The organism is Leptotrichia shahii (assembly GCF_008327825.1).
Taxonomy (GTDB): domain Bacteria; phylum Fusobacteriota; class Fusobacteriia; order Fusobacteriales; family Leptotrichiaceae; genus Leptotrichia; species Leptotrichia shahii.
Map to the genome: position 1 here is coordinate 578350 of NZ_AP019827.1, position 17555 is coordinate 595904.

The 17555-nt window shown below is 33.4% G+C and carries 9 protein-coding genes; 7 read left to right on the forward strand and 2 right to left on the reverse strand.

Annotated elements, in window-relative coordinates; genetic code table 11:
- The first annotated feature begins 59 nt into the window (after window positions 1-59).
- From tsf to frr, 3 genes are all read left to right on the forward strand, one after another.
- On the forward strand, window positions 60-890 hold the full coding sequence (gene tsf / locus F1564_RS02705; RefSeq protein WP_232053407.1) for a translation elongation factor Ts: 831 nt from the start codon (window positions 60-62) through the stop codon (window positions 888-890).
- Between the two features lie 112 nt (window positions 891-1002).
- Entirely contained in the window at window positions 1003-1725 is a 723-nt protein-coding gene (gene pyrH / locus F1564_RS02710) for a UMP kinase (RefSeq protein WP_149201885.1), read from the forward strand.
- A 13-nt stretch (window positions 1726-1738) separates the two neighbouring features.
- Window positions 1739-2296 (forward strand): ribosome recycling factor, encoded by a 558-nt coding sequence (gene frr, locus F1564_RS02715; protein ID WP_018451561.1) that lies wholly within the window; start codon window positions 1739-1741, stop codon window positions 2294-2296.
- 142 nt (window positions 2297-2438) lie between these two features.
- On the opposite strand, the gene F1564_RS02720 is transcribed toward frr, so the two are convergent.
- Together F1564_RS02720 and F1564_RS02725 are read right to left on the reverse strand one after the other, a co-directional pair.
- Complete coding sequence (locus tag F1564_RS02720) at window positions 2439-3020, reverse strand: hypothetical protein (protein WP_018451562.1); 582 nt, start codon at window positions 3018-3020, stop codon at window positions 2439-2441.
- Between the two features lie 273 nt (window positions 3021-3293).
- Window positions 3294-4046 carry a nitroreductase family protein gene (locus F1564_RS02725; RefSeq protein ID WP_018451563.1) on the reverse strand — a complete coding sequence of 251 codons (753 nt, stop codon included), beginning with the start codon at window positions 4044-4046 and terminating at the stop codon, window positions 3294-3296.
- A 163-nt stretch (window positions 4047-4209) separates the two neighbouring features.
- On the opposite strand from F1564_RS02725, the gene F1564_RS02730 reads away from it, so the two are divergent.
- From F1564_RS02730 to F1564_RS02750, 4 genes are all read left to right on the forward strand, one after another.
- Window positions 4210-5295, forward strand: coding sequence for a phosphomevalonate kinase (locus F1564_RS02730; protein WP_018451564.1), 1086 nt, complete (start codon window positions 4210-4212; stop codon window positions 5293-5295).
- Window positions 5296-5553: 258 nt separating this feature from the next.
- The gene (gene fni / locus F1564_RS02735; protein ID WP_018451565.1) at window positions 5554-6579 is read left to right on the forward strand and encodes a type 2 isopentenyl-diphosphate Delta-isomerase; all 1026 of its coding nucleotides are present in this window, start codon (window positions 5554-5556) and stop codon (window positions 6577-6579) included.
- Window positions 6580-7334: 755 nt separating this feature from the next.
- Complete coding sequence (locus tag F1564_RS02740; RefSeq protein WP_018451566.1) at window positions 7335-8024, forward strand: HAD family hydrolase; 690 nt, start codon at window positions 7335-7337, stop codon at window positions 8022-8024.
- Window positions 8025-8835: 811 nt separating this feature from the next.
- On the forward strand, window positions 8836-17406 hold the full coding sequence (locus tag F1564_RS02750; protein ID WP_149201887.1) for an autotransporter-associated N-terminal domain-containing protein: 8571 nt from the start codon (window positions 8836-8838) through the stop codon (window positions 17404-17406).
- Window positions 17407-17555: the final 149 nt, after the last annotated feature.

Below are 17555 nucleotides of genomic sequence, written 5' to 3' on the forward strand. Positions count from 1 at the left end.
AAAAAGTGGCAATTACAACAGCGCTTATTAAAGAATTAAGAGAAAGAACAGGAGCAGGAATGCTTGACTGTAAAAAGGCTTTACAAGAAAATGACGGAGATATTGAAAAAGCAATTGACTGGTTAAGAGAAAAAGGGATTGCTAAGGCAGCTAAAAAATCTGGAAGAGTTGCAGCGGAAGGATTGGTATTTGCAGCAGTTTCTGAAGATAGAAAAAAAGGTGCTATCTTGGAATTTAACTCTGAAACTGACTTTGTTGCTAAAAATGATGAATTTAAATCTTTTGGAGAAAAATTAGTAAATTTGACTTTAAATCATGATTTAACAAGTGAAGATGAATTAAAAGCAATTGAATTTGAAGGAAAAACTATTGAAACTCACTTGACTGAATTGATTGCTAAAATTGGTGAAAATATGAACATTAGAAGATTAAAAGTTATTTCTACTGATGGGTTTATTGAAACTTATATTCACTTAGGTGGAAAAATTGGTGTATTATTGGACGTTAATGGAGAAGCTACTCCTGAAAATATTGAAAAAGCAAAAGGTGTTGCAATGCATATAGCTGCAATGGATCCAAAATATTTGGATAAATCAGAAGTTACAGCTGATGACTTGGAAAGAGAAAAAGAAATTGCAAGACACCAATTAACTGCTGAAGGAAAACCAGCTAATATCATTGAAAAAATATTAGAAGGAAAAATGAGAAAATTCTATGAAGAAAACTGTTTAGTGCAACAAAAATATGTTAGAGATGACAGCGTTACTATTGAACAATTTATTGCCCCAAGTACAATAAATTCATTTGACAGATTTAAAGTTGGAGAAGGAATCGAAAAAGAAGAAGTAGATTTCGCTGCTGAAGTAGCTGCACAAATTTCTGGAAATTAATTATAAGGGGAATTATCCCCTTATTTTTTCGCAAATTTTTAAATAATTACTTTTAGATAATTTACGTTTAAAAGATTTTATTTAACCTATAAAATTTATGGAGGCTCCTATAATGCTTAAATATAAAAGGATATTATTAAAACTGAGTGGAGAAGCACTTGCAGGGAACAAGGAATTTGGTTTTTCAAACGAGGTGCTTGAAAGTTTCGCAAAACAAATAAAGGATGTACATGAAAAAGGTGTTGAAATTGCCATTGTTATTGGCGGCGGAAATATTTTTCGTGGAATAAGCGGGATGGAAAAAGGATTTGACAGAGTGACTGGAGATACGATGGGAATGCTTGCAACTATTATGAATGGATTGGCATTGCAAAATGCAATTGAAAGCATAGGAGTACCGACACGTGTTATGACAGCACTGCAAATGCCGCAAGTAGCTGAACTTTATATTAGACGTAAAGCAATAAGACATCTGGAAAAAGGAAGAGTTGTCATTTTTGGAGGTGGAACAAGCAATCCTTATTTTACGACAGATTCTTCGGGAGCATTGAGAGCTGTGGAAATTCAGGCAGATGTACTTGCGAAAGGGACAAAAGTCGATGGAATCTATGATAAGGATCCGATGAAATTTGATGATGCTGTTAGATATGATACTGTAACTTTTGATGAAGCAATTTCAAAAAATCTAGGAGTAATGGATACTGCGGCACTTTCACTATGCCGAGAAAACCAAATGCCAATTGTAGTATTTAACGCTTTGGAAGAAGGAAATATACTAAAAATGGCTCAAGGTGAAGATATAGGAACAACTGTAAAAAATAAAAATATTAGATAAAAAGGTGGTAAGAATGTTAGACACAATTTTAAAAGAAGCTGAAGAAAAAATGGCAAAATCTGTGGAAAATACAAAAGATAAATTTTCACATGTAAGAGCTGGACGTGCGAGTGTTTCTATGCTTGATGGAGTAACTGTAGAAGCTTATGGTTCGCCAACTCCGCTTAATCAAGTTGGAACAGTTTCAGCTCCAGAAGCTAGATTATTAGTAATTGACCCTTGGGATAAATCGTTAATTCCAGCAATTGAAAAAACAATTTTACAGGCAAATTTAGGATTTAATCCTTCAAATGATGGGAAAGTTATCAGGCTTGTTGTGCCAGAACTTACAGAAGATCGTAGAAAAGAATATGTAAAAATGGTAAAAAAAGAAGCTGAAGAAGGAAAAGTTGCAATTAGAAACGTAAGAAAAGACATTAATAACAAATTAAGAAAACTTGAAAAAGATAGTGAAATTACAGAAGATGAATTGAAGGCAAGTGAAGAAAAAGTTCAAAAAACAACAGATAAATTTATCGCACAAGTTGATGATGCCTTGAATAAAAAGGAAAAAGAATTATTGACAGTTTAGTCCTGAATAGAATAAACTATATTTTGTTATTGTAAAAAAAATTAAGCTAGATTTCTCTAGCTTTTTTATTTGGATATTTATTCTAAATTTCATATTTAAATAGCAAGTCAAAACTTCTTATTACTAAATTACCAAGAAAAGTTTATTTAGCAACTTGCCATTTATTGTCACTACCTTTGGTAAATTTTACAGTAGATGTTGCTAAATTGATTTTTTTTGTATTTTTTAAGTAATTATATTGAAGTTTTATATATTTTTCAATGTCAACTTCAATTTCATCTTTTCCGCTGTCAACTTTTGCATATTGGCTCGCATTGTCTCCTAAATATTTATCTAATGCCTTTTCATCATATCCCTTAATCAAAAATATAACTTCGCCATCATTTCCATTTTCATTTACTTTGTAAACAGATACTTCAAATTGTTCAATAAGCATTGTGTTTGAATCTTCCCATTGTTTTTTTAATGTTGGGTTGTTTATTTTTGCAACATATTTGTCGACATCTGGGTTAATTGATTTTAGCATTTTACGTGAACCGTAATTTGAAATTTCTTGTAGAGCTTTTGCGTAATCTTTTGCTGCAGTATCTAATGAATCATATTTTTTGATTTCTGTGGCTTCTTTTGCGGTTGGAGCGGCATTCGCAATAGCAGGAACTGCTGTTAATTGTCCCAATACCATTAATCCCATTAATATTTTTCTTGCTTTTGTAAATTTTATCATTTCTTTTTTTCCTCCAAATATTATTTAGTAAATTTATAAATTTTTCTTTTTGATTATTTTAATTAATACTAAATCCCATTTAAAGAATAATAGAAATTATATCTTATTTATTTCCTGACAAGGGGTCTTGACCCCTTGCATAGTAGAAATTATAACAAATCTATTATTTTAATGGGAAATACTATAATAATAATTTTTTCTTTATTTTATATTATTATTTTTTATCTATACTAGGTCTATTTTAAAATAAAATTTTTTTTAAAATTATAAATCTTATTCCAAGTCGTCGCTAAATTTAAAGCCTTGGTCTTCTAAATCCTGTTTCGATTTGTTGTAGAAGTTTTCGTAGATTCTTACTAGCATTTCTTTGTATGATGGCAGTTGTGGAGTATTGTTTTCTTCACGCCATTTTATGGTGTCTTTTTCGTGGAACTCTACGCCTTCTTCTACTTTTTTAGCATCATAAGTGTCTTCAAATACGAATGTATCTAGTGGGATTCTTGGTTTTACTCTTGTCAGTTTTCTTTCGGCTGGGACTCCGATTGTTGTTCCAACGATTGGGAAGACATATTTTGGAAGTCCTAGCATTTTTATGAATTCTTTTGTTTCTTTTCTAATTGCTCCGATTACAGTGCTTCCATAACCAAGGGCAAAAGCTGCAGTTTGCAGTGCGTTTACCATAATTCCAGCATCTACTGCTCCAACTAGGATTCCATCAGCTGATTTTGGAGCAATGTTTCTTTTTCCAAGTGAATTTGAAGCGTAAACCCCACGATGGAAGTCAATTAGTACAAAAATAAATGCTTCAGCTTGGGCAATGTGTTTTTGTCCGCCACATAATTCTGCGATTTTTGCTAATTTTTCCTTATCTTTTATGACAATTAATGAAGTTTGCTGACCATTAACTGAATTTGCAGCTCTTTGTGCAGTTTCAAGAATTACTTGTAAATCTTCTTCCTTTAATTCTTCGCCTGTAAATTCCCTTACAGAACGTCTATTTTTTAATTGTTTTATTAATTCGTTCATTAAAACCACTTCCTTTTTAAATTTTATTAATTAATGGTATCATATTATATTTCTGTTGTCAAACAGTTTAAAATCCTATTTTTTTGTGGTATAATTTACAAATAAATAATAAGTTTTCTATAAACTAAAAAAACTAAAAACAAAAAAATTGAAAGAGAAAAAAATGTCAAAAAATAAAATAGTAACTAATAAAACTTGTGGGAAGCTCTATATTGCGGGAGAATATTCGATCTTGACGGCTGGACAAAGTGCAATTATAAAAAATGTGAATATATTTATGGAATCAAGAATAAGTTTTTCAGATACGGATGAATATACGATTTTTTCAGATATGTTTAATTATAAATTAACTCTTGAAAGAGATACTTTTGATAATGAAAATATTTTGCACAATTTTGATAAAAATTATTCGCTTATTTGTGAAGCAATATCTGTTATGAGTGAATATTTAAAATTAAAAAATTTGAAAATTAAGCCTTTTAAGCTGGAAATTACTGGGAAAATGGAAAGAGATGGGAAAAAATTTGGAATTGGCTCGAGCGGGAGTGTTGTAATTTTGACAGTAAAATCTATTTTGAGTTTGTATAACTTGATATTTTCTAAAGAAATGATTTTTAAATTGTCTTCTTATGTCTTGCTAAAACGTGGAGATAATGGCTCTATGGGCGATATTGCTTGTATTTCTTATGAAAACTTGATTTTTTACAGATCTTTTGATAGGGAAAAAATTAGGGCATTAATAGAAAAGGAAACTTTGGAAGATGTATTAAAAACTGATTGGAATTATGAAATTTCTGAGCTTTATTTTAATGAAAAAGAATCAAATCAAAAAGGTAAAAACAGTTTAAGTTGTGAATTTTTAGTTGGATGGACAAAAGAGCCAGCTATTTCAAGTGATTTAATAAATATTGTAAAAAATTCTATTTGTGAAAATAAAAATTTTTTGGAAAATGTGGAAAAAGTTGTGAAAAAATTGAGGGAAGTTATAAAAAATGGAGATAAAGTGGAAATAAAAAAATGTATTGGCGAAAATGGGAAATTGCTTGAAAATTTGGATAAAAATATTTATAGTAAGAAATTAAAAGAGCTGGCAAGTGCGACACAAGATTTGGATATTTGTGCAAAGAGCAGTGGGGCAGGTGGCGGAGATTGCGGGATTGCATTTTCTTTTGATGAAAAGGATACTAAGATTGTTGTTGAAAAATGGAGGAAACTTGGGATTGAATTGTTGTATTCTGAAAAATTATAAATAGATATGTTTAATAACCTAAATTTTTTATTTATACAAGGGTCAAGACCCCTTGCTTCAGGATATTTATTTTATTAAATACTGAAGTATAGTTATTGAACAGGTTTATTGTCACGAGGGGATCAAGACTCCTTGTCAGAGAGTGGAGAAAAGAAGAAATTAAATGTAGAAAAACAGGGAAATTAGTTATAAAAAATATAGTTTTGTTGGGTTTTAAACTTTTATAAATGATTGAAATAAATAAAAAAGGAGAAAACATTGAAAAATAGGAAAGATGAGCATATTAGGTATGCGTTGAAGCATAGGAGTGAATATAACAGCTTTGATGAGGTTGAGCTTGTTCATTGTTCAATTCCAAAATATAACCTTGAAGAAATTGAGCTAAAAACTCGATTTGCAGGATGTGAGTTTACGGTACCATTTTTTATTAATGCAATTACAGGTGGAAGTGAGAATGCGAGAAAGATTAATCAGAAACTGGCTAGAGTTGCAAATGAGTGTGGGATTTTGTTTGTGACAGGGTCTTATAGTGCAGCTTTGAAAAATGTTCAGGATGATTCGTTTGAAATTGTGAAAAGGGAGAATCCTGACTTGAAACTTGCTACAAATATTGGGATTGATAAGGATTATGAGGCTGGAATTAAAGCTATCGAGGCTTTGAATCCGTTATTTTTACAAGTTCATGTTAATCTTATGCAGGAGCTTATTATGGTGGAAGGAAGTCGGAATTTTGGAGAATGGGAAAATAATTTACAAAAATTTGTACAAAATATTAAAATTCCGATTGTTTTGAAGGAAGTTGGATTTGGGATGACCGAGGCTACTGTGAAAAAAGGGATTGAACTTGGAATAAAGACTTTTGATATTAGCGGGCGTGGGGGAACTAGCTTTGCATTTATTGAAAATATGAGGCGGGAAAACGGACTTCATTATTTGGATAATTGGGGACAGACTACAATTTCTTGTCTCTTGAATTTAAAAAATTATGTGGATAAAGTGGAAGTTATTGCAAGTGGAGGTGTTAGAAATCCGCTGGATATTGTGAAGTCATTGGTTTTGGGGGCAAAAGCGGTTGGAATTTCTAAAGTAATTTTGGAATTAGTTGTGAAATATGAAGTTGAGAAAGTGATTGAAATTGTGGAAAACTGGAAAAATGAGTGCAGAATGATAATGTGTGCTTTGAATGCCAATAACATTGAGGAATTGCGGAATGTTAAATATATTTTGTATGGGAAAACATTAGAATTTTTTATGCAGCAGAAAGAGAGCTTTTCTAATTTATAGATTTTAAGTTATTTTGTGAATAAAATTTAATATAATTTTTAAAGCAGGGGCACCATCGCTATGCCCCTGCACCCTGGTTAGTCTAAGATAATTTTGTAATAAAGAATTTTGAAATTACTCTTGTTAATAGAGATTAAAACTTTTTTTGGTATATTATTTTACTTTAAAAGTGCAAGGGGGAACAGTCACCATCCCCCTTGCATCCTCGGCTAATCTACGACATTTTTACGTACTGGCAAAAAACCCGCTTACGCTCAAACAGTTTTGTCAGCACATAAAAATGCTCCAACAGTAAATTGTGGTTTGTATTGTTGTAACAAAAAGAGGAAATGTGAAATAAATTTTTAAAATATTCTGAAGCAAGGGGTCTTGCCCCCTTGTCATAATTTTTTTAATTTGGTTAGAAAAGTGAGTTAAAAAAAGCCCCTAAGGGCAGAGGTAGAGGTGAAATTCGGTTTTGTCAGACTATTTAGTTATTCTATAAACAATGTATAGAACAATGATAAGTCTAATTATATCCTCGTTTGACATCTCTTGCCTCCTGTTCGCTAAATATGAGTTTTACTAGAACTCCGTAATATTATAACAAAAAAAACTGGGAAAATCCAGTTTAATTTGCTAGTAAATTTTATTTAACGAACAAGTTCCCCTTAGGGTTCTTAAGGTGAGTTTATTATATCATATTTTATGAAAATGTCAAATAAATTTTTTTATAGCGAAATTTGTTATTGAAAAATGGGAGGAGAGTTTGTTAGATGAAAAAAGAAGAAGTTGAGAAGAAGAAAATTATTGTTTATGATTTTGATAAGACACTTTATGATGGGGAGACAGGGGTTAATTTTTCGATGTTTTATTTGAAGAAGTATCCAGTTAGGTCGATTTTGTTTTTGATGAAGTACTCTAAGGATTTGATTTTTTATTTGTTGAAAATAATTAATTTGACGACTTTGAAGGAAAGGTATTTTAAGTTTCTCGAAATACATTCTAAAAGTGAGATTGAGGAATTGGTGGATGGATTTTGGGAGACTAAAAGGAATAAAATTTATTCTTGGACAAGAGAAGAATTGGAAAAAAATAAAAAAGAGTGTGAGATGGTTATTGTATCTTCAGCAAGTCCATTGTTTTTAATTGAGAATTTTTTGTTGTCGCTTGGGTATGATAAAGTTTTTGGGACTAATTTTGTGAATGATGAGAAAGAAGGTAAGGAAACTTTTGTTGCGAAAATTGATGGGGAGAATAATAAAGGAAAAGAAAAAGTTAAAAAATTGGATGAATGGGCGAAGAAAAATGAGCTTGAATATGAGATTGTAAAATTTTATTCAGATAGTTTGGCGGATGAGCCTTTGTATAATATTTCACGAAAGAAGTATTGGATAAAAAGAGGAATTAAAGTGGAAGGAATGCCTAAAAAAAAGACTTTGTTTGATAAATTATTTTGGAATTGATGTTACAAATGTGAGTTTATCTTTAGAGATTTTTCTGATATCTCTTCCTAAATTTTATTAAAAAAGTTGTTTGTATAGGAAAATTAAAAATTTAAAATGGAGTTATTAGGAAGTGTAATGAAAATATCGGTATTTAAAGGGAGAATATAGGTTAGAAAATATTTAAAATTTGATTAAAATTAAAGAGAAATTTTGGAAAATGCTTGACTTATTTTTTTTAATAGGGTATACTAAAATTATATCAATAGTCTTTTAAAATGATATAGGTTTAATAATTTATAAATAAAAAAAAAGGTAAAATTTGAGAGGAAATAAGTTTTGTAAAGTTGAGCTATTAAATCTGTTGTGTTAAAATATTGACTTCAGACGTTTAAATGTGAGATTCTAGCGAGCTTTAAGTTTAAATTGGAATAAGAAAGGGTAAAACAGTAATTTATAAGGGATCAGTAAAGTGAAAACTAAGGATAAAGAAAACTGACAGTTTTTTACAAAAAAGTTGGATATTTTACTTGGGATATTATTAGAATTGACTGTTTGCAGTTGGAGAAATTAAGGAGATTTTTGTTTTTGAATCACTATCAAATCACTAAATTCACTATTTTTATTTTAATGGTGGGTTAATAATTATCACTTAGAAAGTCCTCTATGGCCCCCCTTAAGGACTCTTTCTGCTCCCGCTTCCATTTTTACTGGACTTGCCAACTTCACCTTGATCCGTTTGAAAGGTCTTGAGACTATTCTGATACTGGCTTTGTCAAGCCAGACATTAACCGGGCGGCCTTCGCTGTCCACATAATTTTGAGGAGGAAACATGAGTAATAATCTGCGACAGATTGCAAAGGACTTGCGATCGTTTGTAAAAAGATGTAAAGACGTACATTATTCTGACAGCCTGCTTATCTCTTTCCTGATAACAGGTCTTTTAACAATTGCCCCAAAACTTCATGCTGACGTGGCAAGCGAACAGCAGGAAGTTACGGCACAGACATACGATGCCATAACGGATCTGAGACAGTCCTTCATGCGTGCAAGACAGGAAAACGAGAGATCATTAAGAGGGGCAGAAAGCGAACTGGCTCAGCTGTTAAAGCAGGGAGATCAGGTAATAAAGAGCCCATGGGCATCATTCCAGTTTGGAACAGGCTATACAAACAATGACTGGGGGACTACTTACAGAGGTAGAGGAGGAAAGTTTCTTGAATACTACAAGAGAGACAACGACTTGACCAAGTACGTGTTCGACAAGGATAAGCACTTGTATGGGGCAACTAACTTGAATATTCCAAGAAATCAGGAGCCAAATTCATTGACTATCAATCCGGCTAATATACATGAGCCTTATAAGAATTATACGCCTGAAAGAATGGATAATATTAATATGCCAAATAATCTAGCATTTAATCCTACTGTTTATAATAGCAACACTTTAAATTTTCCAGCTAATTATACTCATGATGGTGTGTCTACAGGTTACACTTTAGATGCTGCAACAGTTAATAACAATGTCAAGAGTTGGGGAAATAGTACTACTTTTGATCATACTAATGGAACAACTGGAACTTTTTCAGCATTTGACGGAATGTATACTGATACAGCAAATGATTCTGGACAACATACAGGTGCTACTGGTTTAACTATTTCGGGAGCAAGTGCTACTAGTCGTGCTACAATGAATAACGGAAACGCTGACGGATATCATGATAATTATAGACCAGATTCTGGTGGGTATTGGTATACTTTTTGGAGACCATATGTACGTTGGAAGAGTACAGTTCAATATTATGGGTTAGGTGGAACTGGAGGACAAACTTTAACTCAAACATCGGGTGCAGGAATAACAACAGGGGTTAATGACGATCAAACACCAACAACAAGTACAGGAACTTCAGGAACAGGATATGATGGTATTTATGAAGCTACTAGAAATTGGTCAGGTTTTTCTTATGATGATATGTGGGATGATATTTGGTATGGAGGGGCAACTAGAAGAAATAATTTTGTTAATAAATTAGTAAGTTATGCAGATAACAATAAGTCTACTGACTTATTTAATGCCTCTACTAGTTATAATGTTTTATATGCCAATGGAACAATTGCACCGACAGGAACAGGTGCTCATAATACTGCCGATTCTGCTACTATTAGTACAGCTTGGAATACTATTCCTGCTCAAACATATGTGAGTGGTGGAACAACATATTATGATACAAGGACAGGCTCACAAGGAACTAGTGGATCAAGTTCATATAAAAAAATAACATTACCTGATACTACTGTCCATTATTATTCAAATGATGCTGCTGGTGCTAGAGAATATGCTTTAGATATGATTACTTATTTAGCTAGAAATACTTGGGATAGTAAACAAGGAAACTGGCGTAGTGATTATAATTCTTTTTATTCTGGCGGAACTGCGACACATAGAGATGAATTAATATTAACTAACAAAGCAACAATTGTTAAGTATGTAGATGCTAATATTGGTAATACTGCTTCACTTGCTGGAGGATCATTTTTAAAAGCATTGCCTGGAGCAGATGTGACCGTTACAGATACAGATGTTTCTATTTATAACGGTAGTGGCGCTGCCTATGTATTAAATACTAATACAAGCAGTACTAGTGGGACAAAAATTACATTCTCTGGAGACAGTAACTCAATAGCCAACTTTAATACTACAAACGGTCACACAGATAATAATGCAACTGATGATACTAATAGCAATATAGCATTTAATTTCCAAGAAGGATACAGTGGAGAAACTCCTAGTACTGCAATAACAGGTAATGTTGAAGTATCAGGTAAACATGATGTAAGATTTAGGGGAAGTAATAACATTGTGTACAATGTAGTTGGTGCTGTGGACAAATTAACAGTTACAAATGGATCGATGGGTGATGATACTATAGAAGTATGGAATACACAAGGTAAAGGACGTATATTTACAAAAGGGACTAATAATATCGTGTATAATGGTTATGGAGCTGTGCTTAATGCTGCTTCAGCATTAACGTTACATGATGTTCAAATGCATGGTAATAATTCAATTATGGTAGCTTTACAACCATTACGTGGTTTAGCAGGTGCTAATACAGGAGCAAGTGGAGTATTTAACGGAAAAATTCAATTGCAAGGTGCTTTTGGTGGAAGTACTATTAGTAATAAGGCAATAGCTATTTATGCAGCTAACTCACAATTTAATGGACTTAATGCCGGAACAATTATAGCTGGTAAAGGTGGAACTACTTTAAATGATGTTGATATTGATATTTTAAACGTTGGGTTTAATCAAAATGTTACAAACGGTATTTCGGTATATGCCATAAATGGAACTAATGTAAAAGTTGGTACTAATAACACAAATAACATTACTGATGGATTGCAAAATTCTAGTAGAAAATTCTCAGATATTAAATTAGACGGAGTCAGCACAGGTCATGTGATGGGATATGCAAGTGGTGAAATAAAAGATGTTATTGCTAATTTCTTGCCGAATTCAGTTGTAGATAATAAAGCAACTAAGATTACTTTCAATAAAAACGTAGATTTAATGTCTAAAGATGGTTTTGCATTTCTTGCTACAAATGGTGGAGAAATTCAAGCTGGTACGACTGCAACTCCAGTTAATGTAAGAGCCGCAGGATCTAATGCTGTTGTTGCATATGCTAATGGAGTATCAAATAGTGGAGATCACGCTTCTAAAGTTTCAATTACAGGTAATGTAACTGCTGCAGACTGGTTGACTTTAAATAATACAGATTATGCTACAATGAGTACTACTAATAAAGCACGTACATATAATAACATTGGTGCTTATGCTGTCAATAATGGAGTGATTGAAATTACAGGAACAGCAGCTGCTACAACTGTTGTAGAAAATGGAACAGATGCAAATAATGATAAGTCGTTAATTTTTGGTATTGGTGCTGTAGCTAAAAATAATGGTTCAGTAAAAATGAAAAATGTAACTGTTGTTGACAATGAAAAAGGAGCATTATATGCACAAGATAGTGGTACAATTGAATTTGAAGGTAATATTGTAAATCAAAATAATAATAATGCAACAGGAACTATCGCTGCTGTCACTGGAGCTACAGTTAGTGGTGCAAGAAATGCTAAAAGTACTAGTACTGTGAATACCCATGAAAAAGTCTCACCATTTTATGTAAAACGAACTTCTACTAGTGATACTTCTTCAATTACATTTACAGGTGGTGCTGTTGATAAAACAAACATAGATATGCATGATGGAATTTTATTGACAGGAAATACTTATGGAAATACCATTAGATCTGGATATGATTCAACTGCAAGAGAGTGGGATTATGCTAAATCTACTTGGAAAACAGGTTCTACAGAAGAACAAAATATGTATAATAACGCAAAATATAGAAATATGGATCATGTAACCGCTAAAATCTTAGATGATGATATTACTATAGGAATAATTAATCAGGCGTCTGATGAACTTAACTGGACAAATGCTAAAGCTGGAGGAACTGGAACTGGTGTGGCATCAGCTAACTTCTTAGGTGGAATCGGTGCTTATGCTGGTGGATTGAAGATTATAAATGGTACTGGTGCAAGTGATGCTCATATTGTCGATGTTACTGTAATTAATAGTAAAATAAAAGTTGCTGATGATATAAAGATTGAAGATATTGAAAAAACAAAAGCAACTGCAACTCCAGCAACTGATAAAAATGATACTTTTAATGATATAAAAATGGAAAGTACATTTGTAACAATAAATGATACTAAGAATGTTACAGGAGATGCTAGAGAGAGAGACTTAAAAGATGCTAAAGGAGGTTCTAATTTTCAAGTTAAAAATGTTGGGCTTTCTATGGCAAATTCATTATACAGATGGGATGATGTAAAAAGTATTACTAATACAACATGGAGAAAAACAAATAAATCAGAATCTGGATTCCAAAATTTAGGAGTAATCAATGTCTGGGGAGGTTCTAAAGATACTACTTTAACTACTGCTCCAATAACAGGTGTTCTTGTAAACTTTGGAACTATTCAAAATGGTGATGGTTCTGATGGTGGTACTATAAAAATAGATCATGGTAATGCTATGGTTGGAACAGATGGAACAGTTTTACAAAACTTAAAAAATAGTGAAATTATAGTTACTGGTAAATATGAAAAACCTTCTCCTGCACCTACAATGGGTGACAATGCAGGTAGAGCTTCAGAAACTGTTTCAACTGGAGAAAATTATGGTATTGTAGGTATTTCAGATACAGATGATATAACTTACAATGGAACAGATAACTCTGTTGCAATTAGACATGAAGATGCTAAAATTTTTGTTGAAGGAGATCAATCTGTTGGTATCTATGCAAAAAATAATAATAATGCTGCTGCAAGTGGTGTAACAATTGATTTTGTAAACAATACTATTGGTTCAACTGGTATTGATGTTTCAAATTCAAATGTAACTTCGCCTGACGCAAGGGGAATAGGGATTGCATTAGTAAACAAAAATACAAACTATGCTAACGGATACACTAATGCTGGTGGAATAATTAATCTTACTGGTGGAAACGGAACATTTGGTACATGGGGTACTAAAGCAACAACATTTACTCCAGGTTCACTTAATACTAATTTAGGTGGAAATGATATTTTTACAGGTAAAAATGGTGTAGGTATCTATGCTGAAAGTGCTGAAATTAACTTGCTTTCTGATAAATTCACTGTAGAAACTGCTGATAACGGAGTAGGATTATGGGGAATGGACGATACTCATGTTGCAACTGGTGCAAACCACTTGAAGACATTCCAATACAATTACAATGGGGCAAGTAATAAAAATGGATTTGCAATGGCATTTGGCGGAAAAAATACACAAGTTACAACAGCATCAAATGATTTAGATATTAAATTTACTAATAAAGCTGATTCTGCAGGTGTAGACTTAGCATATGAAATAGCTGAATCAAAAGCTGCAACTCCATCAACTACTAGAGGTACTCACAAAGGTATCGCTGGTATCCTAGTAAATACTAATGATGCTGGAGACACTGTAATTAACAGAGGTAATATTGAAGAAGATTCATCATCTGTTACTAATGTAAGAGCTTACGGTGCAGTAGTTAATAAAGGTTCATTTGTAAACTATGGTAATATTAAACTTAATGATTCATTGAATGCTCAGGCTGACACTATTACTTCTGAAGATATGAAGAAAGTAAATATCGGTATCTTTGCAAATGATGCTAATGGTAATGCTGGTGGAACTTATACAACTATTACAAACCACGGAGATATTACAATTGGAGATTCTACAAATGATAAGAATATAGGAAGCTGGGCTATTTATGGATATAACGTAAATACAGGTGCTAAAGCTGATGGAAGCAAATCTCAGATTACAGTTAATAAAAATAACTACGGAATCTATTCAGGAGATGGAAATGTAAATATCCAGCAAACTAAGATTTTAGTAGGAAATGATACTGTAATGGGACATGTTCAAACAACATCAGGAGTTTCAACTGCAACGGGAGCTTACCCAATTAGCAGACAAACAGCATATGCTAATGCTAACAACTTGTTATCGAAATTGGATACTCCGAGAGAAAGAGATTCTGTAATAGGAGTTTACATTGACAATAACCAAACTAGAACAAATACTGCAAGAAACATTAATGTAAGTGCTGATATGGATATAGACAGATTCTCATATGGTATTGTAATGGCTGAGAAAAATGGAGGAGCGCCAACAAATGTAACAATTGGTTCGGCTACAGATCAGCCAACAATCAGATTAGCATACTCTACAAACAACAATGCAGGTGGACATGTTAAATCAACGAAACCTAGAAACCCTAAAGTTCCAGAAGAAGTTTACGAACAAGGAAATTCTGTATATTACTACTCATTAGATACTGCATCAACAGGAAAATCTTATGCTAACGTAACAATGGATGGAGATTACAATACAGCTTACTATACAAAAGGGGCAATAGATAACTACGGAACAATTGATTTAAGATCTAAATACGATGTTGATAATCAAAATAATGATAGCTTAGGATTTGGAAACATTGGGGTATTCTCAAGTAACACTGGAGTAGCTTCAACTAACTACGGAACAATTACAACTGGTATGTCAGACACAATTAACATGAGATATTCAGCAGCGATGGCCGCAGGACGTAATGTTTATAAAACTGATGGCTCATTTGACAGAACACAGGAAGAAGGATACGTTGTAAATAGAGGAATAATTAATGTTAAGGAAAAAGAAGGTATCGGAATGTTCGCAACTGGTACTGGATCTAAAGCACTTAACTATGGAACAATTAACCTTGAAGGTGAAAGTTCAATCGGTATGTACCTTGACAGAGGAGCAATCGGAGAAAACCATGGAACAATTACTGGTAATGCTCAAAACTTGAAAGGGGTAGTTGCAATTAACGGAGGATACATTAAGAACTACGGAACTATTAATGTAACTGGAACAGGTTCTTATGGAATCGTAACTGATGGTTCAAGATTTATCGTAGATGCAAATGGAAATCCTACGGAAGTTCTTTCATCAACAGATCCAAGATACTTGACTGCAGCAGCTAAGACAGCAGGACAAACTAACGGAAAAGGTGGAACTGACTTATATGGAGGAACTGAATCTTCAATTGAAGAAGGTTCAGCAGGAAATCCTAAGACAACAGGAGTTGGAACAACTATAACAGCTCCAGATATCGTACCAATAACTAAGATAAGTGTTGATGGTATTGATACTCCAATCTTCAATGTTGAAAGTGATGCTGCAACCCCTGGAAGTGTTGCCAATAATATAGCTGTAACAAGTAGCATCCAGACAGGCGGAACAAGAATAATAGATCTTAACGCCAAGAACGAATGGGGTAACCCAGTATGGGAACATGCTTCTAGAGAACAACGATCTGAAGTTACAAGCATTGGAATGTACGTAGATACATCAGGAGTTAGATATACTAATCCTATAAATGGTATTGAAAACTTACCTAAACTATCAAAGGTTGACTTGTACTTTGGACCAGAAGCAACACTTTATACAAACTCTAAAGCAATCAGAATTGGAGATAAAATTGACGAAAACGGAAATGTTGTTGCAAAAAGCAATATATTAAAACCATTCAACGATGCATTGAACAAATTACCTGGCGGAGCGAAAATTAATCCGCTGTCAGCAAGTTTAACTTGGCAAGTACTGGCAAAAATATCTGATGATAACCAATTGTCGGAAGTATACATGAGTAAGGTACCTTATCATTCATTCGCTTATGATGACGATAAGTCTCTAGTAAACTTCACAAACAACCTGGATAACATTTATGAGATCGCAAAACCAGAAAGTGCTGAAAAAGTTATCTTCAACAAGCTGAACAGCCTAGGTAACGGAGAAGGGCATATACTGGCTCAAGCGTTTGACCAAATGAGAGGACACATTTATGGAGGAGTTCAGCAAAGAATTAAGGCAACATCTGATGTTCTTGGCGGAGAAATTAATGGACTTAGAAGTGAAAGCAACGGTTCTAAGGACTCTAATAAATTTAAGGCATTTGGACAAAGAAACGAATACAAGACTGACACTGCAGGAATGCCTGACTGGGACAGCAACGCAGGAGGATTTGCATTCGTTCACGAAGACGAGACTGTAAGACTGGGGCAGTCTTCAGGATGGTATGCAGGAGTTGTAAACAACTACTACACATTCAAGGATCTGTCTAAATCGTATGAAAACCAAGCGATGGCTAAGTTCGGAGCATTTAAGTCAATTCCGCTTGACAGCAACGGAACATTTGTCCTTAGCGTTGGAGGGGACGGATTCATTGGAAGAAATGACATGAAACGTAGATTCTGGGTAATAGACCAGCAATTCAGAGCGAAATCAAGCTACTACTCATACGGTGCAGGACTTAATGCAGGGCTTGAGAAAGCGTTCGTAGTAAATGATGGATTCAGCATAGTGCCGAACTTAGGAATAAGAGCGGAATATGGAAGATTCTCATCAATCCACGAAAATGGAGACATGGCGTTGAATGTTAAGAGCGATGACTACATATCAGTAAAACCAAGCGCAGGAATAGATTTCAGATACAGCCAGCCAGTATTTGACAACTCAACCTTGACAGCGGTATTGGGATTCAGATATGAAAACGAAATAGGAAAACTGTATGATGTGGAAAATGAAGCAAGAATCGTAGGAGCATGGACAGACTACTTTGGAATAAGAGGGGACAAGGAAGACAAGAGAGGAAACTTCAAGTCAGACTTGAAACTTGGACTAGACAATGGAAGATTTGGCTTCAATATAAACACAGGATACGACACGAAGGGACACAACTTCAAAGCAGGACTGGGATTGAAAGTATTGTATTAAGAAATTCATTTTTCAGGAATGCGAGGAATATTTCAAAAGAAATGAGGGGAGGGCTGCCAGAGATGGTGGCTCTTCTTTTTATTTATCGAACTTAGTAAAAAAATTTTTAATAAAAGCAATATTTAATGGAAAATTTTGAAAAATATGGT